The 18,270-nt window shown below is 60.4% G+C and carries 28 protein-coding genes; 15 read left to right on the forward strand and 13 right to left on the reverse strand.

What is annotated here, in order from left to right; genetic code table 11:
* Positions 1-43 precede the first annotated feature (43 nt).
* Positions 44-454, forward strand: coding sequence for a cAMP phosphodiesterase (locus SynRS9902_RS04625; RefSeq protein ID WP_255446206.1), 411 nt, complete (start codon positions 44-46; stop codon positions 452-454).
* Between the two features lie 174 nt (positions 455-628).
* The gene (pepN, locus tag SynRS9902_RS04630; RefSeq protein WP_186510144.1) at positions 629-3,232 is read left to right on the forward strand and encodes an aminopeptidase N; all 2,604 of its coding nucleotides are present in this window, start codon (positions 629-631) and stop codon (positions 3,230-3,232) included.
* On the opposite strand, the gene SynRS9902_RS04635 is transcribed toward pepN, so the two are convergent.
* From SynRS9902_RS04635 to SynRS9902_RS04660, 6 genes are all read right to left on the reverse strand, one after another.
* Complete coding sequence (locus tag SynRS9902_RS04635) at positions 3,222-3,431, reverse strand: transcriptional regulator (RefSeq protein ID WP_115081849.1); 210 nt, start codon at positions 3,429-3,431, stop codon at positions 3,222-3,224. The genes pepN and SynRS9902_RS04635 overlap by 11 nt on opposite strands.
* 91 nt (positions 3,432-3,522) lie before the next feature.
* On the reverse strand, positions 3,523-3,792 hold the full coding sequence (locus tag SynRS9902_RS04640) for a hypothetical protein (RefSeq protein ID WP_186510145.1): 270 nt from the start codon (positions 3,790-3,792) through the stop codon (positions 3,523-3,525).
* Between the two features lie 8 nt (positions 3,793-3,800).
* A complete protein-coding gene (locus SynRS9902_RS04645; protein ID WP_244273020.1) occupies positions 3,801-3,998 on the reverse strand; it encodes a hypothetical protein in 198 nt (65 codons plus the stop codon).
* Between the two features lie 127 nt (positions 3,999-4,125).
* A complete protein-coding gene (locus SynRS9902_RS04650; protein ID WP_186510146.1) occupies positions 4,126-4,362 on the reverse strand; it encodes a hypothetical protein in 237 nt (78 codons plus the stop codon).
* Between the two features lie 75 nt (positions 4,363-4,437).
* On the reverse strand, positions 4,438-4,665 hold the full coding sequence (locus SynRS9902_RS04655; RefSeq protein ID WP_186510147.1) for a DUF4278 domain-containing protein: 228 nt from the start codon (positions 4,663-4,665) through the stop codon (positions 4,438-4,440).
* Between the two features lie 199 nt (positions 4,666-4,864).
* Entirely contained in the window at positions 4,865-5,263 is a 399-nt protein-coding gene (locus SynRS9902_RS04660) for a hypothetical protein (RefSeq protein ID WP_186510148.1), read from the reverse strand.
* A gap of 83 nt (positions 5,264-5,346) precedes the next feature.
* Between SynRS9902_RS04660 and SynRS9902_RS04665 the strand changes: the two genes are divergently transcribed.
* Entirely contained in the window at positions 5,347-6,078 is a 732-nt protein-coding gene (locus SynRS9902_RS04665; protein ID WP_186510149.1) for a peroxiredoxin-like family protein, read from the forward strand.
* Between the two features lie 44 nt (positions 6,079-6,122).
* Here SynRS9902_RS04665 and SynRS9902_RS04670 read toward each other — a convergent pair whose 3' ends face one another.
* Positions 6,123-6,662, reverse strand: coding sequence for a rhomboid family intramembrane serine protease (locus tag SynRS9902_RS04670; RefSeq protein WP_186510150.1), 540 nt, complete (start codon positions 6,660-6,662; stop codon positions 6,123-6,125).
* 44 nt (positions 6,663-6,706) lie between these two features.
* On the opposite strand from SynRS9902_RS04670, the gene SynRS9902_RS04675 reads away from it, so the two are divergent.
* Positions 6,707-8,242, forward strand: a complete 1,536-nt coding sequence (locus SynRS9902_RS04675) for an NAD(P)/FAD-dependent oxidoreductase (RefSeq protein WP_186510151.1) — start codon at positions 6,707-6,709, stop codon at positions 8,240-8,242.
* Positions 8,243-8,285: 43 nt separating this feature from the next.
* Complete coding sequence (locus tag SynRS9902_RS04680; RefSeq protein WP_114988545.1) at positions 8,286-8,486, forward strand: hypothetical protein; 201 nt, start codon at positions 8,286-8,288, stop codon at positions 8,484-8,486.
* Here SynRS9902_RS04680 and SynRS9902_RS04685 read toward each other — a convergent pair.
* Together SynRS9902_RS04685 and SynRS9902_RS04690 are read right to left on the reverse strand one after the other, a co-directional pair.
* Complete coding sequence (locus tag SynRS9902_RS04685) at positions 8,477-8,728, reverse strand: DUF6737 family protein (protein WP_186510152.1); 252 nt, start codon at positions 8,726-8,728, stop codon at positions 8,477-8,479. The genes SynRS9902_RS04680 and SynRS9902_RS04685 overlap by 10 nt on opposite strands.
* The gene (locus SynRS9902_RS04690) at positions 8,706-9,314 is read right to left on the reverse strand and encodes a PCC domain-containing protein (RefSeq protein WP_186510153.1); all 609 of its coding nucleotides are present in this window, start codon (positions 9,312-9,314) and stop codon (positions 8,706-8,708) included. The genes SynRS9902_RS04685 and SynRS9902_RS04690 overlap by 23 nt, the downstream gene beginning before the upstream one ends.
* A gap of 81 nt (positions 9,315-9,395) precedes the next feature.
* Between SynRS9902_RS04690 and SynRS9902_RS04695 the strand changes: the two genes are divergently transcribed.
* Positions 9,396-9,632, forward strand: a complete 237-nt coding sequence (locus SynRS9902_RS04695; protein ID WP_115009451.1) for a CopG family transcriptional regulator — start codon at positions 9,396-9,398, stop codon at positions 9,630-9,632.
* Positions 9,633-9,651: 19 nt separating this feature from the next.
* Here the strand turns inward: SynRS9902_RS04695 and SynRS9902_RS04700 are convergent, their stop codons facing one another.
* Both SynRS9902_RS04700 and SynRS9902_RS04705 read right to left on the reverse strand, forming a co-directional pair.
* Positions 9,652-10,725 (reverse strand): transporter substrate-binding domain-containing protein, encoded by a 1,074-nt coding sequence (locus SynRS9902_RS04700; protein WP_186510154.1) that lies wholly within the window; start codon positions 10,723-10,725, stop codon positions 9,652-9,654.
* A gap of 87 nt (positions 10,726-10,812) precedes the next feature.
* Positions 10,813-11,040: a hypothetical protein gene (locus tag SynRS9902_RS04705; RefSeq protein WP_186510155.1), complete on the reverse strand. Its 228-nt coding sequence runs from the start codon at positions 11,038-11,040 to the stop codon at positions 10,813-10,815.
* A 41-nt stretch (positions 11,041-11,081) separates the two neighbouring features.
* Between SynRS9902_RS04705 and pdeM the strand changes: the two genes are divergently transcribed.
* From pdeM to SynRS9902_RS04730, 5 genes are all read left to right on the forward strand, one after another.
* Entirely contained in the window at positions 11,082-11,756 is a 675-nt protein-coding gene (pdeM, locus tag SynRS9902_RS04710) for a ligase-associated DNA damage response endonuclease PdeM (protein WP_186510156.1), read from the forward strand.
* A gap of 77 nt (positions 11,757-11,833) precedes the next feature.
* Positions 11,834-13,210, forward strand: a complete 1,377-nt coding sequence (locus SynRS9902_RS04715) for a hypothetical protein (RefSeq protein ID WP_370586336.1) — start codon at positions 11,834-11,836, stop codon at positions 13,208-13,210.
* Positions 13,211-13,212: 2 nt separating this feature from the next.
* Positions 13,213-13,782, forward strand: coding sequence for a 4'-phosphopantetheinyl transferase superfamily protein (locus SynRS9902_RS04720; RefSeq protein WP_186510158.1), 570 nt, complete (start codon positions 13,213-13,215; stop codon positions 13,780-13,782).
* Positions 13,783-13,822: 40 nt separating this feature from the next.
* A complete protein-coding gene (locus SynRS9902_RS04725) occupies positions 13,823-14,008 on the forward strand; it encodes a hypothetical protein (protein ID WP_115009445.1) in 186 nt (61 codons plus the stop codon).
* Positions 14,009-14,064: 56 nt separating this feature from the next.
* Positions 14,065-14,307 (forward strand): hypothetical protein, encoded by a 243-nt coding sequence (locus SynRS9902_RS04730; protein ID WP_186510159.1) that lies wholly within the window; start codon positions 14,065-14,067, stop codon positions 14,305-14,307.
* A gap of 274 nt (positions 14,308-14,581) precedes the next feature.
* Here the strand turns inward: SynRS9902_RS04730 and SynRS9902_RS04735 are convergent, their stop codons facing one another.
* Positions 14,582-14,980, reverse strand: coding sequence for a hypothetical protein (locus SynRS9902_RS04735; protein ID WP_186510160.1), 399 nt, complete (start codon positions 14,978-14,980; stop codon positions 14,582-14,584).
* Positions 14,980-15,423: a hypothetical protein gene (locus tag SynRS9902_RS04740; protein WP_186510161.1), complete on the reverse strand. Its 444-nt coding sequence runs from the start codon at positions 15,421-15,423 to the stop codon at positions 14,980-14,982. The genes SynRS9902_RS04735 and SynRS9902_RS04740 overlap by 1 nt, the downstream gene beginning before the upstream one ends.
* Before the next feature lie 469 nt (positions 15,424-15,892).
* On the opposite strand from SynRS9902_RS04740, the gene SynRS9902_RS04745 reads away from it, so the two are divergent.
* The 4 genes from SynRS9902_RS04745 to dcd all read left to right on the forward strand — a co-directional run bounded on the left by SynRS9902_RS04745 (position 15,893) and on the right by dcd (position 17,749).
* A complete protein-coding gene (locus SynRS9902_RS04745; RefSeq protein WP_186510162.1) occupies positions 15,893-16,318 on the forward strand; it encodes a cupin domain-containing protein in 426 nt (141 codons plus the stop codon).
* Positions 16,319-16,399: 81 nt separating this feature from the next.
* Positions 16,400-16,741: a hypothetical protein gene (locus SynRS9902_RS04750; protein WP_038023460.1), complete on the forward strand. Its 342-nt coding sequence runs from the start codon at positions 16,400-16,402 to the stop codon at positions 16,739-16,741.
* A 246-nt stretch (positions 16,742-16,987) separates the two neighbouring features.
* A complete protein-coding gene (locus SynRS9902_RS04755; protein WP_186510163.1) occupies positions 16,988-17,188 on the forward strand; it encodes a hypothetical protein in 201 nt (66 codons plus the stop codon).
* Between the two features lie 36 nt (positions 17,189-17,224).
* A complete protein-coding gene (gene dcd / locus SynRS9902_RS04760; protein WP_186510164.1) occupies positions 17,225-17,749 on the forward strand; it encodes a dCTP deaminase in 525 nt (174 codons plus the stop codon).
* The last annotated feature ends 521 nt before the right edge of the window (positions 17,750-18,270 follow it).

Consider the following 18,270-nt stretch of genomic DNA (forward strand, 5'->3'; position numbering starts at 1 on the left):
TGGGCGGTAAGTTTCGAAAAATTTGACGCTGCCGGGACTCAAGGTGATTCGTCGTTCATTCGCTGCCGCAGCTCTCGTGTTGGCTGCCCCCTTGCTGTCACCGGTCACGGCTCTGGCTCAGGCCTCGAAGGACAAGCCCACCCCTGCCACAGCCATGGAGGTCAACACCTATGGCGTGATGTCGATTGCCACCTTCTGTGAGGCAAGGGCGCAGAAGATCGATTTCAGCAAGTCTCTGGCCGTGGCTCTTGCTGGTCAGTTGCATGTGATTTACGGCAAGCACGGTGGTTTGCTTCCCGGCACCAAAGACCCCTTGCCTGAGAAGCAATTTCTCAACAATGCGGGATTCATGATCGTTGGTGGTGCGCTGAAGTTCTGCCCTAAATCAGTTCCCGCTGCAGAAAAAGCACGCTTTGAAAAAGCTGCTGCTTCGTTGAAGTCCTCGAAAAAATAAGATCTTCCCAGGTTCTAGCGATCGAAAACTTCTGGCTTGCTGAGGTCAGGCGTTTTTTTGTGTCTGTTCCTCTGCTCTGATGCCGTTGCTCGCCTCATGGCCGGCGCCTTGGCTGAAACGTCCCGGTTTTGAGCGTCGTCCGTCAGGATCATTCGGTCCTCGCGTGGTTCGGCCATGACTGCAGCTGCTTCGATTCGTCTGGCGGACTACACGCCGTGGGCTTTTGAACTCCCTTCCATCGTCCTGGACGTGAATATCCAGGACGACCATGTCGTCGTTGCCTCCAGACTTAACCTTGAACCGCGTCGGCCTGGAGAGCCCCTGGTGCTGTGCGGCGTTGATCTGGCGATCGAATCCCTGGTGATCGACCAGGCGCCGTTGTCGACAGAGGAATACAGCTTTGCCGACGGATGTCTCACGATCCCCAACGTGCCGGGCCAGCCGTTTGTGCTGGAAACCCGTTGCCGTCTGGATCCCTACTCCAACAGTTCGCTCGAAGGCCTGTATGCCAGTGGTGGTCTGCTGAGCACCCAGTGCGAGGCCGAGGGATTCCGGCGCATCAGCCTGCACCCCGACCGTCCGGATGTACTGAGCCGCTGGCAGGTGCGGATTGAGGCCAGCCGCAGCAGCTGCCCAGTGCTGTTGAGCAACGGCAATGCGGTTCAGGAGGAATCCGTCGGCGCTGATCGTCATGCGGTCACGTGGGATGACCCCTTCCCCAAGCCCTCCTATCTGTTCGCCTTGGTGGCAGGAGACCTCAGGGAGATTCGTGATCACTACACAACGGCGTCGGGCCGGCAGGTCACCCTGCGCTTGCATGTGGAGGAGGGGGATGAACCTTTCACGGCTCATGCCATGGCGTCATTGAAACGATCCATGCAGTGGGACGAATCGGTTTACAACCTTGAATACGACCTTGATGAATACAACATCGTTGCCGTCCGTCACTTCAACATGGGCGCGATGGAAAACAAGAGTCTGAATATTTTCAACTCAAAGCTTGTTCTGGCGGATGCGGAAACGGCCACCGATGCAGAACTTGAACGCATCGAAAGTGTGATTGCCCATGAATACTTCCACAACTGGAGCGGAAATCGCATCACCTGCCGGGACTGGTTCCAGCTGTCGCTCAAAGAAGGTCTGACGGTGTTCCGTGATCAATGCTTCACCGCAGATCTGCATTCGGAGGCAGTGAAGCGCATTGAGGATGTAGCGATGTTGCGCAACACCCAATTCCGTGAGGATGCTGGCCCGACGGCCCACCCAGTGAAGCCAGCGGAATACCAGGCGATCGATAACTTCTACACAACAACCATCTACGAAAAAGGTGCGGAATTGATCCGCATGCTGCGCACCCTGCTGGGACCCGAGCGGTTCATGAAGGGAATGGAGGTGTACGTGCAACGTTTCGATGGCACAGCCGCCACGACGGAAGACTTCGTTCAGGCGATCGCCGATGGCGCCACCAGCCAGGGCGAGCGACTGGGCTTTGATCTGGACCGCTTCAAGCGCTGGTACCACCAGGCAGGAACTCCGGAACTCAGCATTGATCGGCAGTGGAACCCTGAATCGGGTGAGCTCACGGTGGATTTGCGCCAGGCGACGCCTCCGACGCCGGGGCAGGCGGACAAACAGCCCCTGGTGCTGCCAGTTGCCATGGCCCTAGTGGGGGAGCAAGGCCGTGTTGGTGAGGAGCAGCTGCTGGTGATGGAGGCTGAGCGCGCCAGCATCACCCTGCAGGGCCAGCCCGGCGACACCCCCCCTGCCCTTTCGGTGCTGCGCCGCTTCTCGGCCCCGGTGCACGTGCGTTTGGAGCAGCCGCTGGATGAGTGCCTGCAGCTGTTGGCTTCTGATGATGACCCGTTCTGCCGCTGGGATGCGGCCCAGCGCCTGGCACGCCAGGTGCTGTTGGCGCGGGCTGAAAACCAGCCGAAGCCTGCCGTGGAAGCGGCGCTGATCCAGGCCCTCGATCAGCGGATCTGCGCCTACGACGGTGGTGATGGCATGGATCTGGCGGCGCTGTTGGCGCTGCCGGGCATGGCGGAACTGGAGGCGTTGCAATCCCCGGTGGATCCGCTGGCGCTGGATCAAGCCTTCCGGGCGTGGACCCAGGAGATGGGCGTTCAATTGCAGTCGTCCCTGCGTCGCCTTCTGGAGCTGGCCCGGGCTGAGTGGACCCTGGCTTGGCCGGCGGGTCAGGGCGGCCGGGCCCTGACGGCCTTGGCCTGGCGCTGGCTTGCCGCGGCTGGTGATGCCACGGTTCAAGCGGAGGCATTGGCTGCTGTTTCCGGCCCCTCGATGACCCTGGCGCGGGGAGCCCTGCGGGCCTTGCTGCCGCAGGAAAGCGCAGAACGTGAGCAGGCGATGGCGCTGTTCTACGAGCGTTGGCAAGACAAGCCCGTGATCCTGGATGCCTGGTTCGCGATGGAGGCATCAGCCCCCAGGTCCAACGCGTTGGAGCGGGTTCAACAGCTGCTGGAGCACCCGCGCTTCGATCCCCTGGCGCCCAATTCCCTTCGCGCTGTTCTCGGTGGATTCACCGCCAATGTTCAGGCATTTCACGCCATCGATGGCAGTGGCTACCGGTTCATGGCGGAGCAGATCGCAGCGGTCGACTCCCGCAATCCGATCACCGCATCACGGATGGCCAAGGTGTTCAGTCGCTGCGGCAGTTACGGCCCCGATCGTCAAATGGTCATGCGTCAGGCCATCGATCAGCTGGCCGCCAAGCCTTTATCGGCGAACATCGCTGAGGTGGTGCAGTTGCTTACGACGTGACCACCACCAGCACGATCACCGCGATCAGCAGGATCACCAGCCAGCGTTTTGCGTTGCTGCGCCGCCTGCTGTGCGGTGTGGACCGTGCAGCTCGGCTACCGGCCGCAAGGCCGCAGTTCTGACAGACCAGCCGCCCGGCCATGGATCGGTCGGCACGAAACCGGCGGCTTCCGCAGTTCTGGCAGACGGTGACGGCCAAGGTCTCTCGATCAGCGCTTCACCAGCTTGCCTGGCGTGAGCCAGTGAGCCAGTGAGTCAGTGAGTCAGTCAGACAACAGCCCGTCAGCCAGTCAGTCCCGTTGCCAGCCATCGCAGCCGGCTTTGGCGCGTTGGCGCTTGGTGTGCCGGTAGCTCTCGTTCTGTTCGGCCAGAGCATCACTCGCCGCAGCGACAGCCGTGCTGTCCTTGCCTTCCGCAATGATCAAACGGTTGATGGCCATGGCGTTGCCCAGGCGATTCAGCACCTGATCGATCAAGCGACACTGATCAAATTCGGCGCGCCCCGCAGCCGGGATCCCCAGCAGGATCAGGCTCCAACACGCAGCACGCCAGCCTTTCATCGATCAGCTCAGGGGCTGTAGGTGATGGTGCACTGATAGCGGCTGCTGGCTCCCACATCAATGCTCTTGCAAGTGGTGTTGGTGATCGTTGCCCCTTTCGGGATTACCCGCATCGCCTCAGCGGTGGCGAACTGCTCGGACGGCCCTTGGGCTGTGGCTCGCTTGCCACCGGCAAGAGCCATGGATCCCAAAAGGAGGCTCGCCATCAACAGCGTCGCGTTTCGCATCGTTATGGACCTAAGGGGGGTGCTTCTCCTTTCGGTTTACACAGAACGCTTTCAGGTGACAGCCGTGTTGTGTTTAACAGCCGCCGCGCTCAGCAGCCAGTCCCGTTCAACAGCCACCCCGGCACCAGCGTTGGCGTTGCGGCCTTGGTTCAGCGTTGGCTTCGCTGGCTGGAGTCGGACCAGGGATTGGAGGTGGCGGCAACAACGCTGCGGGCTGAACGGGAAGACGTCGCGACCCCCATGCGGCATCGAAGGGAACCACCACGAGGGGGATCGGTTCCGCACTCTTTGCTGGCCAGGCCAAAGCACTGGACGCGATCAGGACTGTGATCAGAAGTCTCATCGCGCCATTGTGCCGATCCTGCAGCGTTATGCCGTCACGTCGGCTGCGTTCTCAGTGCCCTACCCCAATGCCTTTTCAGACTTTGGAGTAGGAGACGCCGCGGTAGGTGAGAGCAACGCTATTGCGAACGGATTTGATCTGCTCAGCCCGATAGCTTTTGCCCATGTATTTCAGTTGGATTGTTGGCCGCGTCGATACTGCTTCAGCTTTTGCATATTTGTTGCCCAAGAAAGTGAGTTCCATGGCGTGAATAGGGATGAGTAAAAACTTTTTGAGTTCTACGTTCTCGCCCGAATGCAGCAAGGTTCCGCTTGATACCTTGCTCTTTAGCCATTGTTAAGGCTGCATCAGCTTGATACAAGTTCTGCTCTTAAGCACTGTCCTGGCAGGAGAAAGGGTTGATTCGACTTGTGGGATTTTGTGTTTATTGATGTGAAGCCGTTGAAATATTTGTTGGTTTTGTGTGCGCTGTTGAACTTGTTTTGATTGATTCTCTCAGGCTTCAGGCTTCAGGCTTGGAGCGCTCCTCTGTTTGCGCTTTGCTGCAGCGTTGGCATGCAGCAATCCTGTCTTTGTGGTGTTCCGGCAGAGTTAGCCGGAATGGGTCCACGTCAAATTCGTAGCCACAGGAGCAGCGGGCATGGAACTTCAGTTTTTTCGCTTTTTTGAGTCGCATTAACAGGGTGACGTTGCCAAAAACCTGATCGGGCTTGAATCGCTCCAGCTTGGTGCGTTCCTCCGGCGCATGCTTCACCCGGGCCTTGTGCAGGGCGTTGCGCACGGAGTTTTCACTGCCTTTGCCCAGGATTTTGGGGATCTGCAGGATTGATCGCCCTTCCTGCAGATACAGACGCTTGATCTCTTCGATCTCAGCACTTGTGAAGCCAGATTTCTTGCCCACCTGCTTCCTTCCTTTGATTTGATTCTCTCAGGCGGTGCGAAGCGCCGTCCACGTTTCCTGAGGCGAAATGTCAGCCTGTCGGGATGATTCCACTTGACCCACTGCTGCAACGGCTGGCCGGAGTTGCCGGCATGGAGAGCGGCTGCAAGCGCCTCGTTGTTGTGCAGGGCCAGCTGGGGGATTTCGACTCGATCGAATACGCCCAGGCGCTGGTGCCAAGGCTTCCCCAGTTGGCGGCAGCAGGGGTCAAGGTTCAGCTGTTCGGCATCGGCAACGCCGCCAGTGCCGAACGCTTCGCGGCCTTCACCGGCTTTCCCCTCCAGCAGCTGATCGCCGATCCATCACCCCAGTTGCATCAGGCCCTGGGGTTGGAGGCCGGTTTGAAGCTCCCCGGTGGGCCCTGGCCTGGTTTTCTGCTGATGTGCGCCGGCGTGGGCTCGCCGGGCACCCTGCGCGAGGTTTTGCGCGGTTACACCGGTGATCGCTCGGCGGCCCAGATCTTCGACGACGAAGAGTGGGTTGAAGCCTTTCCTCTGCCGCGCTTCCGGGGGGCTCTGTTCCGCCGGGCCGGTGGTGCCGGGTTCCAGCGACCGTTTGAGCTTGCCACCAAGCGTTTGCGCAACATGAATGAAGTGCTCCGCAACTGGCGCACCTACGTGCCCTGTGACGACTACATCACCCAGCGCGGCGCAACCGTTCTGCTCGATGCTGATGACAGCGTGATCTACTGCCATCGCGATCAAAGCCTGCTCGGCCACTCCGCCACCATGGAACGTCCCTTGGCGTTTCTCGATGAGGTTCTGGCCCAGGGCTGAGCTCAACTGGCGGTGTTCAATCGGCTGTCTTCAATTGGACGTCTTCAGGAAGTAGTGGGCTCGCGATACACCGCAAGAGCCGCCACCAATCCGCCAACGAACCCTGCGCTGTGGCCGATCCAGCTGACGCCGGCGGGGGAAACGCCGGGGATCAAGGCGATCAGGGCTGAGCCGTAGAGCCAGAACGCCACCAGGCCCAGGGCGATGGAGAGGATGCGGCGTTCCAGCCAGCCGATCAGCAGCATGTAGCCCATCAGTCCGTAAACCACGCCCGAGAGCCCATGGCTGCGGGCGGGCCAGAACAGGGCCACGGGAATGTTGATCAGCAGCACCGACAGCCAGACGCTCAGGTAATCGCGCATCCCCCGGCTGAGCACCAGCCAGCTCAGGGGCAGAAACGCCAGGCTGTTGGAGATCAGGTGCCCGAAGCCGGCATGGCTGAGTGGCGCTGTGATCACCCCCCACCACGGTTGATCCGGCCCCATCGGCAGGTTCCACTGCCCCGCAAACAGCAGTTGGTCGATCAGCTCCTGCCCCCAGGCCAAGGCCAGGATCAGCAGGGGAAGCAGCAGTCGAGTGCGCATCGTCTTGCGCCAATGACCACAATGATGACGCGGATGCTGAGCGGATGATCAGAAGCGACGTCGACGTTCTGGTGATCGGCAGCGGCATCGGCGGACTCTGTGCCGCAGGTTTGTGTGCCCGCGCCGGCCGTGAGGTGTTGGTGCTGGAAGCCCATCACCAACCCGGTGGAGCCGCCCATGGCTTTCAACGCCAGGGGTATCACTTCGAATCCGGTCCATCCCTCTGGAGTGGCCTGGGGCGTTGGCCCAGCAGCAATCCCCTGGCCCAGGTGTTGCGCGCGCTGGGCCAGACCGTGGAGGTGATTCCCTATCGCAGCTGGGATGTGCTGTTGCCGGAAGGGGATCTGCGCATCGCCGTTGGGCACGACGACTTTGAGGCTGTGGTGCGCAGCCTGCGCGGCCCCGAAGTGGCCGCCGAATGGCGGCGTTTTGTGGAGGCGCTTCGGCCGATCGCCGCCGCTGCCGATGCTTTGCCCTTGCTGGCCCTGCGGCCTGGGGTGGATGGCATGGCGCAACTGCTGAAGCGCGGAGGACGTCTGTTGCCGCATCTTGCGGCGATGCGTCACCTCTCCGGCTCCTTTGGGCCCCTGGTGGATCGTCACCTCAGCGATCCTTTCCTGCGCCATTGGGTGGATCTGCTCTCCTTCCTGATCAGCGGCATGCCGATGGGAGACACCAACGCCGCAGCCATGGCCACGCTGTTCGGCGAGTGGTTTGAGCCGGATGCCCATCTCGACTATCCCGTTGGTGGTAGTGCCGCGGTGGTTGAGGCCCTTGTGCGTGGCTTGAAAGCTCACGGCGGAAGCCTGCACACCGGCAAGGCGGTGCAGCAGCTGCGGGTGGAGGGGGATCGCGTCGTGGGTGTGACGTTGGCCGATGGAACGCAGATCGCGGCGCGGCAGGTGATCTGCAATGCCGACATCTGGTCCACCCTTGCTCTGCTGCCGGAGTCCGTGGCGCCGAAGTGGCAGCGTCAGCGCCAGGCCACGCCGGCCTGCAACGGCTTCCTGCATCTGCATCTGGGCTTTGGTGCCACGGGGCTGGAGGATCTGCCGATCCACACCGTCTGGGTGGATGACTGGGAGCGTGGGATCGACGCCGAGCGCAATGCGGTGGTGTTGTCGATTCCATCGGTGTTGGATCCCTCGATGGTACCGGCTGGTCGCCATGTGCTGCATGCCTACACACCGGCCAGCGAACCCTGGGAGCTCTGGGCTGATCTGGAGCGCGACAGCGCGGCGTATCAGCAGAGAAAACAGGAGCGATGTGCTGTGTTCTGGCGGGTGCTGGAACGCCGTATTCCCGACATCCGCGACCGCTGTGAGCTGATCATGGAGGGAACGCCGCTGACCCACAGCCATTTCCTCAATGTTCATCAGGGCAGCTATGGCCCTGCCCTTTCAGCGGCGAAGGGTCTCTTCCCTGGCGTGACGACGCCCCTGGCCAATTTCTGGCTGTGTGGTGCCAGCACCTTCCCTGGGATCGGCATCCCCCCCGTCGCGGCGAGTGGTGCCATGGCGGCCCATGCCGTCCTCGGCCGAGAGACGCAAAACAGTCTGCTGCGGGAGCTGGAGCTTTGAAGCAGCTGCGTCATAACCTCCTTTTGGAACGCCGACGAAGTTCATGACTTCCAACGCCCGGATCGATTCGCTGCAGCTGATGCTCACTGATCTGCGCATGCGCAACGAGCCGATCCGTCACAAAGCGGCGTTTCGTGGTTGCCAGCCGGAATTTCAGGCGTTGGTGAGTCGTTTGATCGAGCAACTGGAAGGCGAACTGCTGGATGAGAAGCAGCGCTCCCGTGAAGCCTCACGTCAGGCCTGATCTGCGGCCGACCGGTAGGCGGCGGGCACGAGCACCAGAAACAGCAGCCACCAGGCCAGTACGCCCATGGCCAGGGGAAGGCTGATCCAGAGGCGGTGCAGCAGCGCCCAGGACCCGCCGACCATCAGGATTCCTGTGGAGAGGATCGACCAGGGCTGGCACCACCAGGGTTTCAGCGACCAGAAGCGAGGCTGTTTCTGAGGTGGCTGCTCCGGCTGATCAGCGGAGGGCGTCGAGTTCACCGGCGAGTTGCATGGCGGCGAGATCGTCGTAGCCACCAATCACCGATCCGTCGATGAACACCTGGGGGAAGGTGGTCATCCCACTGCGCTGCTGCACGGCCTGGAAGGCTGCGTCGTCGTTGACGGTGGTGACGGTGTGGGGCAGATCCAGGGTTCTCAGGATGCGTAGGGCGCGGCTGCACCAGGGGCATCCCGGCAGCACGGCGATCTCGATCCTTGGAGCTGCTGCTGCTGTCTGACGCGCGGGGCGCCCTTCGCGTTGCTCCAGCACGCCAATCAGCAGATCGACGCCCTTCTGCACGATCGTGCCGGGCTCCAGGTGGCCTCCCCACACCTGACAGGCCCCATCCGAGAGGCTCAGGTGCAGGTGCACGCCCTCGGGGGAAAAGGTTCCATTGAGGGTGATTACCTCAAGATCGCCCTCCAGCACGGTGGGCTCTGCCTGGCCGGGGCACTGGAACGACGCCTTGGTCAGGTTGCCGACCACGCCAAGAACAAAGCCGCTGATGCCGTCTCGCTGGGCCAGTTCGTCGAGGCTGAGGCGCAGATCACTGCCGGGAGCAAGCTTCAGCGGCAGGGGTCGCATGGCGCCTCAAAAAGTCCAAGATTACGCAATCTTGTCTAGCACGATATCGTTTATTTGATGTGAGCATATTTTCACGGAATCGTGTCTCTCCTTCAGGATCTGGTTCAGGAGCTGCAGCAGCGGATTGAAGGCCAGGCCGCGGCTCCCAGCACGGCTGCGGTGGCGGATGCGGCTGGTTCCGAGCGCATCAACGTCACCCTGCCCCGCGGGGTGATGGATGACCTCAAGCGTCATGCCCTCGCTGAAGGGCGCAGTTGCGGCAATCTGGCCGCCTATCTGTTGGAAGAGGCCCTGCGTCGTCATCGCCCATTGGGCTGAGTGGGCTGAGGCTTCAGGTTCAATCCAGCAGCCGGTTGGCAATGGCTGCAACCTTCCCCTGCCGTTGCAATTTGAGGATGGAGACGTCCATGGGCGTGCGCAAGGTGGTGTCCGGTTTGATCACAAAGCCGTAGGTCTCTTCCGAAAGGGTGAAGGGGGCGAGGCGCAGGGGGAGGTCGGGATTGTTTTTGAGGTGGTAGCGAATGGCCGGTCGATCAAAGATCAAGGCATCGGCCTTCTGATCCACCAACAGTTGAACGGCGCTCCTGAGGTTGGTGGCGCTAACGATCCGCATGTCGCCGCGTTGGGCCAGCTCCATGCCACTGGTGCCCTCCACCACAGCAACCCGACGTCCGTTCAGTTGTGCAGGAGCGCTGATGCCTGATTCGGTGGCACCGGAGAGGAACAGGGTGAACGCCGAAGCAAGGCTGGCGGTGAGGGACGACACCGCGATCAGGGAGATCACCATCCAGGCACCGGTGATGCCCCGGCCGGTTCGTGTGATCGGCGCCTTGTCGCCATAGCCCACCGTGGTCAAGGTCACCAGGGCGAACCACATGCCGCTGCTGATGCCCGGTAGCCAGTCCCGCGGAAATTGCTCACTGTTGCGGTTGCGTTCCGCCAGCCAGATCAGGCTTCCCACCACCAGCAGAACGCTGATCAGCACCAGCACCGAGGAGATCACCGCCCAGCCGAAGAACACCTGAACGCGGCTCAGGATCGAGGGCGGGCGCATCGGCAGCAACACCCCGGATTTGCCCAGGTAGTAGGGCTGGGTGAAGTCAATGCCCGGCATGGCCAGGCGGCGTGAGGTGATGCTGATCGGGCCCACCAGCACGTCGATCTCACCGTCATCAACCGCCACAATTCCGGCTTTGGGGGATGGCTGCTCCACCAGCTCGTAGCTGAGGTTGTTGTCTTCGGCGACGCGGCGCCAGATGTTGAGGCTGATGCCGCTGAGCTGATCGCCGTTCTTGATCACGAAGGGGGCCGATCCACTGATACCCACCTTCAGTTGATTGGCCTGCAGGGGCAGTGCGTTGCCGAGGCAGGCCAGCGCGAGAACGACGGACCAGCGCCGGACCCCTCGCATCAGCGCTGTTCCAGACGACGCACGATCACGGCCATTGCCGCCAGGGAACCCGCCAGCGCGATCAGCAGGGCAATGGTCATGGAAGGGTCAGGTCAACGATGGTGCGCTCAGGTTGGCATCCCTGGCCCCAAGCAGCCAGTCGGCAACTTCCATCCTCAGGGCGTAGGCACATTCGAAACGGCCTTCCTCTTCCAGCAGGCTCAAGCGTTGTTCGAGCGTGCGCAGGGTTGAACTCGCGACCTGGTGGAGGCCATTGCTCCGCGCCACAATGAGTCTTCTGGAGGCCCCCGAAGCTTGCGGCACGACGTCAGCCATCCAATGCAGCCAGCGCTACAGATCTGCGATCTGCACCGTTCATGACCGCATTTGAGTGGTCCTGGGGCGACAGCCCACTCACGTTCCTGCCCCAGCGGGCCCTGTGGCGGGCTGAGGGTCGGGAGCTGTTTGTTGCCGACCTGCATCTCGGCAAGGCCGAGGTGTTCCAGGCCCATGGCATCCCCATGCCCAGCGATGGGGATCAAGGAACCCTGAATCCGCTGCTGGAGCTCTGCCATGCCTGGTCACCGCAGCGGTTGTTTGTGCTGGGTGATCTCGTGCATGCCCGGATCGGCATCACCGCTTACCTGCGCGAAACCCTGCTGGCGCTGCCCGATCTCTGTGGTTGCCCGGTGGTGCTGATCGGTGGCAACCACGACCAGGACAGCTGGATTGAAGGCTTGCCCCAGCAGCCTTCTCAGCGTCTGGGCCATCTCTGGTTGAGCCACATGCCCGAACGGGTGCCGGAACCGGGGTTGTTGAACGTGTGTGGTCACCTGCACCCCACCACCCGGATTCGAAGCCGTTCCGATCAGTTGCGTTTGCCCTGCTTCGCCTTTGATCCGGATGGGCCGCGTCTGGTGATCCCTTCGTTTGGGCAGTTGACGGGAGGCCATGACTGCGGCGAGCGTTACCAGCAATGGCTGGTGGCCGAAGGCTCCATCGTTCCTTGGTTCGATCCAATCCCCAACAACCGAGAGCGAAGGGTCGCGTGACTCAGCCTGTTGCGCCGCGACCCAGGCCCCGACCCAAGCGCAGGATCCGTCTGCGCAAGCGCTGGCTCTTGCTGGCCATGCCGTTTGTGGTGTTCGGCGGCTTGGTCGCCTTGGCGCCTGTCGCTCCCGAGCGTTCCGACTTTGAGGATCAAGCTGGCCGTTCGGCCCTGCAGCGCGGCCGGAATGCTGGGCCGTTCCGCTACATCCCTGACGATGAGGTCTACGCGTTGGATCTCGATCCACGGCGGGTGCGCTTCGGGCTGCTGGAGGGTTGGGATCGCGAACAGGACGCCTACCAGGACAGCGCTGCCCTGGCCTACGTGTCCGGCCCGATGTACGAGCGCCATGTGGACGACGATGGCCGCGAGATCACGGTCCCCCTGGGTGATCTCAAATTCGGCAAGCAGGTCTGGCGCGGTCGTAACCGCTCGGCGTCACGCCAACGGGCCTTCGTCGGCATCCGCCACGACGGCAGCATTGATTTCGGCTACGGGGAGCTCACCGATGAGCGCAGCCGCACCTACGACACCTTCATCGGCGGCCTGCACAGCCTTTACAACGACATCGAGGCTCCGCCGGAGAGCTACAAGGGGGCCTACAGCATCAGCATGGGCCAGCGGATCCGCTACTACCTGCCGCGGATCCGCATGGTGATGGGCCTGCGTCAGGACGGCCACATGGAGGTGCTGATGAGCCGTGATGGCCTCACCCTCGAGCAGACCAAAGACCTCGCCCGTCGCCGGGGCTATCTGGCGGCCTACATGCCCGACCATGCCTCGAAGAGTCGTTTGATCATCCCTGGGGTGAAGGGCTTCACCGAAGAAGACGCCAACTGGATCAGCGGCGGTGCCACCAGCTTTGTGCACGTGCCTTATCTGCTGCGGTTGAGCCCTCGCCAGATCCCCCTGCAGGGCAATCTGATCGCGGCGCTGACGCCCAAGCTGGTGCTGGATGAGGGTTGCGATGGCCCGCTCGACTGTGTGTCGTCCTTCGGCAATCACCTCGCCGATCGCGCTCTGGCGGGCCTGAACCGGGTGATGGAACAGGGCGTGGAACCCCTTGCCCGGATGATCTGGGGACCCTCCAACACCCTCACCAAGCCGGGTTTGCCCGCGGATGCCGACGACCGCAGCGTCGATCTGGACCGTGCACCCTTAAGGGAACCCCCGATCACGGCGGATCCTTTGGTGTTGCGCGAGCCAAAGGCTGTGATCCGGGAGCCGGAGCCGGCTGAACTCGGTTCCGATGACAGCTCAGATGCCAGCTCCGATGAAAACTGGACAGAGCCGCAGCTGTTTATGCCGTTGCCCCCCGATCTGCCGCCGCCGATTGTGCTCGATGAGCCGATGCTCAACCCCGCCGAGGTTCTGCTGGATGAGCCAGCCCCATCGGTGATGCCGCCGCCAGCTTTGCCGCCCCTGCCGCCGGTGCCCGTGCCGCCTGTTCAGGATTGAGCTTGGATGCCGATTGGTCTTGGTGGTCGATCCCCAGCACGCAACGTCGGGTGTTGGTGGCCCATCTCGCTCAGCCCCCAACGCGCGCTGAGCAGCGGGCCTTGAGCGACAGCCTCACCTGCCGGCTGTTCGCCGATGCAGGCCAGATGGTTGCTGCGGACGACATCGGCCGCACGATCTACGGCAAGCCGCAGCTGCGCAATTCCCCGCTGCACCACAGCATTTCCAACACCGGATCCCTCAGCATCGGCGTGGTGGGGCCAGATCCGATTGGCATTGATGTGGAGGCGCTGGACCGGCCGTTGCGTGTGGCATCTGACCTGCTGACGCGGCGCATGTTTGCCTCGGCCGCTGAAGCGACGGACTGCCTGGAGCATTGGACGCTGATTCAGGCCTGGACGGCGAAGGAGGCGGTGTTGAAGGCAGCGGGTGTGGGGCTGGGCGGTGGACTGGCGAACGTGACCATCGCCTCGGACGGGGCCGCGGCATGGCTGCATGGTTCGCCTTATTCCCTCCGCCTCTGGATCCAGGAGGGCTTCAGCGTTGCGGTCGCTGAGGGCATCCGTGGCTAGAGGAAGGGATGGAGCATCGAGCAACAGCGTGAGATCTCTTTTGCAGCAACGTCTCGCCAAGGCCAACAACTTTCAGAAGGCGTTGATCACGTCTCTGCTCGCCTGGGTGGCTCTGGGGGTGTGGAGCTATCTGATCGTCGTGCCGATCCTTTCGGCTGTGGCGTTCCTTTGGCTCGGGGTGACGGGCTGGCTGGTGTGGCGGATCTGGCGTAAACCCGTGGGCTGAGCCAGGGAATTGCGGTTCAGCAACTTAGAGTTCCGGCCGGTCTTGGTTCGCGTTCGGTGGAATTCACGGTGGTGATTCTGAGTGAGCAGGTTGGCTCCTACCCACAAATCAACTGGACGGAATGGAAAGATCGCAACCGCAAGCAGATGAAAAGTCAGGGCGATGTGTGGTCCATGGCAACACTTTCTGGAGCCACGATCTGGGATTGTTTGGACAACAACAAGATCGACCGGCTCCACCTTGTTCAGTGGAAACCAGCTGATGACACAATGTATCAAGTGAGCCTGCCGCGCCGCTGAGGTTGAACTGGTAACTAGTGGTTCTTTGATATCAAAAAAAAGCAAAAAAGCACCTGTTCAACACGAGCAGGTGCTTTTTAATTGATGCTGAGGTTAAGTCTTTTCTCTTTAGAGCAGGAAGAGGAAGATGACAGTGAACATGGAACCCAGCAGGAAGATCGAGTCCTCCTTGCGGTTGATGTCAAAGGGCTCGTGGGGCTCTGGAATCATTGGACGGGCTGTTGAAGCCGGCAAGCTAAAGGACTCGGCTGTCCCTCGGCGGTCTGATGCTGTTTCAATCGCGCGAATCCCTGAGCTGAGCTCCATTCCATCGCTCACTCGATAACACCTCTTGGAGTTGATCCGCTGCAGACTGTTTCGCCGCATTCCAGTCTTGGTCTGAGAGTCTGATCAGATATTCGTGCTGAATGCCTGAGCCTCTTTGCCTTGATGTGATGATTGAAACGTCGTCGTAGGTGATGGGGAAGGGGTTGCCAGCTGGTGCTCCAAGGGCAGCCTCTGAGGCGAACAACAGGAAATCAAAAATCACTGGATTGAAATATTCTTCGCTTTCATCCAGATCCCCACAAGCCAGCATTTGTTCTCTGGTTTGTGGTGTGTAGGTCACAAAAGAAAAGCAGCAGGGATCACCGGTGGCTTGCAGGTAGAGCCCTTTGAACCGACGCGTGTTCATCAATCAGTCTGCCGCCAGATGGAAGAGTTCGGATCCCAGACGGGTTTGGCGTAGGTGCCCTTCAATTGCCGTTGAGGCTGATCGATGCCCAGCTGGCCATGGCATTGGCTTGCAAATTCAATCGAGCTTTTGTGGAACTCCTTCCAAGGCACCAAGGTTTTGCCATTCCAGATTGGCGGTAAACCTGTTTCTTTGAGCATCTGATCAAAGGCATCAAAGTTGGCCTGGAGTTGCTCGTTCGTAAGCACAGCTTCTGGCCGCGGCACCTTTAGAGCCTGTTTGAAGGGTGCGCTCTCCATGCATGCTTCAAAGCCCTTTGTGAGTTCTGCTTGATGGCTCGAGGCTTTCTGTTGGACCACTCCAAAGACAACGAGGCCAATTAGCAACAGGCCGATCGCGATGATCGCGCTGAGATGACCAGCCGGCTCTCTGGTGTTGTCCATCGGCGCGCTCTCCCTCGCCAAGCCTAAGAAGGCATTTTTTCTCTGGGGCCCACCACCGATGGGTTTACTGAGCAGACTAGAGTTACTTCTGATGGCCTGCGGATGCGAGTGCTGCTTACGGCTCTCCTCTCACTCGCTGCTTGTGCGCTGGTGTTGGCGACTGGGGCGAAGAGCACCGAGCGTTTCACGACCCACATCGGGTCTCGAATGCCGCCAGCAGAGCTGGGTTGCGTCCAGTCAGACCATGTTCAAACGGATGAGGGGCGCCGGCTCAGCGTTTTCAAATGTCCGATCTGAGGCTGCTCAGGCAAGGGTGATTGAACCTGCTGACCGCCCATAACCAAAAGATTGAACGTTGATGCTGCACGGACAGTCGGCAACGCAGCCAAAAGAATCAGTCAGCAGTCGGCAGCAAAACGTCCTTCGTAGAAAAAAGCTGAGAAGCTGACGACGCATTTGTGCTGATCCCATGTTTGGTCTGTTTCAGAAGAAGCCCGATGTCTGCAACGTTCTTGGTGATTCCATCACCCTGCGTCTCACCGCTGAGCAAACCGATGGGAAGTACAGCGTTGCTGAGTTCGCGACCCCTGGCGGAGTCGGTCAACCTCCCCATACCCATGCCTGGGACGAAACCTATCTGGTGCTGGAAGGAGAGTTGAACCTCAACATCAATGGCCAGCCAACCGTTGTGGGAACTGGCGGTTGCTATCAGGTCAAAGCCGGTGTGGTCCATGCCCCTACCCCCAACGGTGACTTCTGCCGTTACGTCATGGTCGGCCAGCCTGGCGGCGTTGAGTCTGTCTTCAAGAGCCTTAAGGCGAACCAGAAGGACCTCAGTGATATGGGCAAGGTTGTCGAGATCGTGACCAAGGAAGGGGTCAACATCGCTGGTTGATTCACGAGCGGTGCTCGCATTCAGAAGGGCGGCGGATCTTTTGATGGCCGCTCTTCCATCCACTCCCACGCTTTATCCGTAATGGCATCAAAATTTTTCCACGTTCATCATGAGTTCCGCGCTGGGAAAGCCCAGCAGTGGTGGGAGACAGCACAAGCGGCGATGGCGCCAGGTGGTGGTTGGGATGAGGCTGTAGCCAAAAACCTGGAAGCGGGGTTCTACAACCATTCGTTTTGTCCCATTGGCCCTGAGGGACCCGCCTTTTGCATCTGGGAAGTCCGAGAGGGAATCACTGCAGAGGAATTCCAGGAATTCATCGATGGCCCCAATGGCGTGAACTTCGGATTGGGGGCATGGATGAACATCTGCCGGGAGATCAACGTTGAGATGGCAGGAACACCTCCTTACCCGAGGAAGTTCTGATATCGAATTGTCGACAGCCTCGGGGTTCTGATGTTGTCGCTGTCTATCTCCCGACAAGAAATCACCCCGTCGTAAGGCGGGGTTTTTCACTGCCTGATCAGCCGTTGGCCGGCTTGGTCAACTTGTAAAGGTTCAAGGCGAACAGGGCCATTCCGAAGCTGCCGAATGCGATGAGCAGGTCTTGGGTGGTGAAAGCCACGACTCTAGTTACAAAACTTTGTGGACTAATGTAACGGAGGCGCAGGGATGCGTCGTCAAGTCGTTTCGAGGGGGCTGTGGGCGGTCCTTTTTTTTATGACCTACCCCTTTGGTGCCATCAAGATAGATCTTGAAAAAGCTTTCCGGCTTCCCGATGCTCCACCGCTTGAGCAGCCTCAGAAGCAAGATGCTGCCGAGCTGAGCGAGTCAGAACGGTCAACGGTTCTGTTTGAGCACCATGGCGTCTGAGGCGTCCATACTCATGGCCCAGCAAGGGATTGACCCATGGCGGTGCTTGGACGTCAGGCCATTCTTCAAGCGGTTGACGACGGCCTGATCGCGATCACGCCCTTCAATGCCGACCATGTTGGGCCGGCATCGGTGGATCTCACCCTCGGCTCCACGTTTCGGGTGTTTCGCAAGGTGCATGAAGTGATCGAAGTGCGCGATCACACCGACTACCGCGAATGCACCGACAAGCTGGAGATCCCTGATGGCGGGCACATCTTGATCATGCCGGGGGAGACCGTGCTGGGGATCACCCGCGAACGGATCAGGCTCGGCGCAGGTCTTTGCGGTTGGCTTGAGGGCCGCAGTCGCTTTGCTCGCCTGGGGCTGATGGTGCACATCAGTGCACCGTTCATGGGGCCGGGGATCGACAGTCAGCAGGTGCTGGAAATGAGCAACTTTGGTCCGGCTCCGCTGGCGGTGGTGCCGGGCACGCTGATCTGCCAGTTCATCTTTCAGCGCATGGATGGTGAAGAGCACTACGCGGGCCGCTTCGCTGGGCAGAGCCAGAGCAGTTTTTAGGAGGGTTGCCTTTCCTGATCCTGATTGTCTCCTTTGAGAGGAATTAAGTAACTCAACGTTGGTATCGAGCCGTTAACTCCCTGCACCGCAGCGGGTTTACATAACTCATCGGAGATGTACATCCTCCGCAATGTTTGCACTTCCGATTCTCTTTAGGTTCGTCCTGTTGGCGTTCGTCGGAGCAACCGTTGCATCTGTGGCTAACTCCAAAAAAGACTTTGCCTTGCTTGCTGGTGTTTTTCTGTTGGGTCTCGGAGCCCTAGAAGCAGTCCTTGCTTTCTTTGGTGTCTAAGCCTGGCGGCTTGCCTTGCTTTGGCAAGGCAAGCCACACCCTTGAAAGGTGGCTTCGCCGCTCCTCGCAGGTGCAATCAACGGGAGAGCCATGGCGGCATTGGGCACTTATTCCTGGTGACTTCACTCTGGGCGAATCAGGTGGTTGCTGAATGGAATGAATTGAGCTGGCCCAAAAAAGGGGAACAGGCGTTGATTGTTCCCCGGCGGGAGTCTTCGGACATGAACCT

It is taken from the genome of Synechococcus sp. RS9902 (assembly GCF_014279635.1).
GTDB lineage: Bacteria > Cyanobacteriota > Cyanobacteriia > PCC-6307 > Cyanobiaceae > Parasynechococcus.

Coding starts and splice junctions, on each gene's coding strand:
- pepN (WP_186510144.1), top strand. CDS start 629: ATGACTGCAGCTGCTTCGATTCGTCTGGCGGACTACACGCCGTGGGCT.
- SynRS9902_RS04640 (WP_186510145.1), bottom strand. CDS start 3,792: ATGAAAGGCTGGCGTGCTGCGTGTTGGAGCCTGATCCTGCTGGGGATC.
- SynRS9902_RS04645 (WP_244273020.1), bottom strand. CDS start 3,998: ATGGCGAGCCTCCTTTTGGGATCCATGGCTCTTGCCGGTGGCAAGCGA.
- SynRS9902_RS04650 (WP_186510146.1), bottom strand. CDS start 4,362: ATGAGACTTCTGATCACAGTCCTGATCGCGTCCAGTGCTTTGGCCTGG.
- SynRS9902_RS04665 (WP_186510149.1), top strand. CDS start 5,347: ATGATTCCACTTGACCCACTGCTGCAACGGCTGGCCGGAGTTGCCGGC.
- SynRS9902_RS04670 (WP_186510150.1), bottom strand. CDS start 6,662: ATGCGCACTCGACTGCTGCTTCCCCTGCTGATCCTGGCCTTGGCCTGG.
- SynRS9902_RS04675 (WP_186510151.1), top strand. CDS start 6,707: ATGATCAGAAGCGACGTCGACGTTCTGGTGATCGGCAGCGGCATCGGC.
- SynRS9902_RS04680 (WP_114988545.1), top strand. CDS start 8,286: ATGACTTCCAACGCCCGGATCGATTCGCTGCAGCTGATGCTCACTGAT.
- SynRS9902_RS04690 (WP_186510153.1), bottom strand. CDS start 9,314: ATGCGACCCCTGCCGCTGAAGCTTGCTCCCGGCAGTGATCTGCGCCTC.
- SynRS9902_RS04700 (WP_186510154.1), bottom strand. CDS start 10,725: ATGCGAGGGGTCCGGCGCTGGTCCGTCGTTCTCGCGCTGGCCTGCCTC.
- SynRS9902_RS04705 (WP_186510155.1), bottom strand. CDS start 11,040: ATGGCTGACGTCGTGCCGCAAGCTTCGGGGGCCTCCAGAAGACTCATT.
- pdeM (WP_186510156.1), top strand. CDS start 11,082: ATGACCGCATTTGAGTGGTCCTGGGGCGACAGCCCACTCACGTTCCTG.
- SynRS9902_RS04715 (WP_370586336.1), top strand. CDS start 11,834: ATGCCGTTTGTGGTGTTCGGCGGCTTGGTCGCCTTGGCGCCTGTCGCT.
- SynRS9902_RS04735 (WP_186510160.1), bottom strand. CDS start 14,980: ATGAACACGCGTCGGTTCAAAGGGCTCTACCTGCAAGCCACCGGTGAT.
- SynRS9902_RS04740 (WP_186510161.1), bottom strand. CDS start 15,423: ATGGACAACACCAGAGAGCCGGCTGGTCATCTCAGCGCGATCATCGCG.
- SynRS9902_RS04745 (WP_186510162.1), top strand. CDS start 15,893: ATGTTTGGTCTGTTTCAGAAGAAGCCCGATGTCTGCAACGTTCTTGGT.
- SynRS9902_RS04750 (WP_038023460.1), top strand. CDS start 16,400: ATGGCATCAAAATTTTTCCACGTTCATCATGAGTTCCGCGCTGGGAAA.
- SynRS9902_RS04755 (WP_186510163.1), top strand. CDS start 16,988: ATGCGTCGTCAAGTCGTTTCGAGGGGGCTGTGGGCGGTCCTTTTTTTT.
- dcd (WP_186510164.1), top strand. CDS start 17,225: ATGGCGGTGCTTGGACGTCAGGCCATTCTTCAAGCGGTTGACGACGGC.